Source organism: Candidatus Erwinia dacicola, from assembly GCF_001756855.1.
Lineage (GTDB): Bacteria > Pseudomonadota > Gammaproteobacteria > Enterobacterales > Enterobacteriaceae > Erwinia > Erwinia dacicola.
Window position 1 is genome coordinate 1 of sequence record NZ_MAYS01000030.1, and the last position, 1,844, is coordinate 1,844.

Consider the following 1,844-nt stretch of genomic DNA (forward strand, 5'->3'; position numbering starts at 1 on the left):
CAGGCACCGGCTCTGGATAAGTTTGCCTGAAAAATGGCTTTCAGATGAAAAATATAGCAAAAATGGCTTTTTTACGCATTATCATGTAACAGACCTGACGCAATAAGCCCCTTCCTCACCACAGCTAACGGTTAGGAAACCCCAAAAGGGTCGATTCAGTTTCCTAACCATGAACGGTCAGTGCCATCAAGGTGCTGGCTGCTGTAAACAATGCAATTATCCAGCCCATCGTCCATGGCGTGCCATCACTGAACAGAGCGAGAAGCAGTGAAGAGATGATGCCACTTCCATATTGTAATGCCCCCATTAGCGCTGATGCGGAGCCAGCCACATTAGGTACTGCGTCTAATGCGCAAGCCGTTGATGTCGCCGCGATGATGCCATTCATAGAGAAGTATACGAACACAGCGCCGACAATCATGGTAATTCCACCAACGTCTAGGCTTGTTGTGACCGCCAGCATGATTGCCGCAATAGTGGCGATGAATACGGCATTCTTGAGCAACGCTTCCAGTGGATAGCGGTGAACCAGACGTCTGTTGACCATGCTCACCGCCATCAGTCCAACAATGTTTACTGCAAACAGCCAACCGTAATGCTGCGGGTCAACGCCGAAGTACGTGATGTACACAAACGGAGAACCAGTGATAAAGGCGTAGGCTGCAACGTAGTAGAACGTCAGGCACAAAGTAAATCGCATGTATCTGGCGTTGGTGAGCAAGGCATAGTAGTTGTGAAAGGCTCTGGTTACGGAGGCTTGCGAGCGTTTTTCAGCAGGTAATGTCTCCGGCAACCAGAATAAAGACATCAGCATTAATGTTCCGATAATCGCCAGCAGCCAGAAAATGGCATGCCACGAGGTGACTTTAATCATCTGCCCGCCGATTAGGGGCCCGGCAATCGGCGCGATGGCCATGATTATCATCAGTGTCGAAAGCATTTGTGCTGCACGAGTGCGGCTAAACAGGTCACGGATCATTGCTCGAGCCAGCATCGGCCCGGTACAGGCACCTAATGCCTGAAAAACACGCCAGAAGACAATTTGCTCGATATTTGTTGATAATGCGCAGCCCACCGAGCCGATGATGAATAGACCTAAACCGATAAACAGCGGCAGACGACGCCCATAACGATCACTAATAGGCCCCCAAATCAGTTGTGCAATGCAAAAGCCGATAAGGAAGCCTGTGATTGTCAACTCTGCATCACCCTGCAAATCTTTTGCCATCATGGGCATAGCAGGAAGATAGATGTCGGTTGATAAAGAGGTAACAGCCATCAGGGCGCTGAGAATGAGCAAAAATGATAGACCGTGTTTTGTAGCCGTCGGAGTCTGCTTTTGGAAATTAATAGTGGACATGTTAACCCTTAAAAGAGGTGGGAATAATCACATTTTAATGGATTTAAAGTCGACCGTCCTGCCGTACGTTGCTATAGATGCCATCCGCCCAGAGGTAGACATAACGTGCTTCATTCAGGTCTCTTTGCGTCCATGAACTGTGCTGGTAGAGTCTTGGGACGTGGTGTAAATTCGGCAGGATGGTTAGCTTGATTATTACTGTCTGTGGGATAGGGACCATGAATCATACTCATCAATCAATGAAATATGATGATTAAAGTAAATAAATTAAGATTAACTTTTTTCATCGGAATACTCAATGCGAATATCTCTTTTACCATAACTCAAATAAGAGTTATGGTCAAATTTGGTGTATGGAGCCATCAGGCTACGTTCCGGTCTGATGCTTCCTCTTCCACCTGTTTGCTGTTTTTGAACGGCAGGTTGTTGACCACCAGAGTCAACAGCTCGAAACCCTTAAGTCGATTCCAGTTCTTTTGTGCTG

At 47.2% G+C, this 1,844-nt stretch carries 1 protein-coding gene; it reads right to left on the bottom strand.

Translation table 11 applies throughout. The features are described 5' to 3' along the window. Positions 1 to 163: 163 nt before the first annotated feature. Positions 164 to 1,360 (bottom strand): multidrug effflux MFS transporter, encoded by a 1,197-nt coding sequence (locus BBW68_RS00665; protein WP_070133578.1) that lies wholly within the window; start codon positions 1,358 to 1,360, stop codon positions 164 to 166. Between the last annotated feature and the right edge of the window lie 484 nt (positions 1,361 to 1,844).

Excerpts from the sequence above, each read along its gene's own strand:
- BBW68_RS00665 (WP_070133578.1), bottom strand. The coding sequence starts at position 1,360 with ATGTCCACTATTAATTTCCAAAAGCAGACTCCGACGGCTACAAAACAC.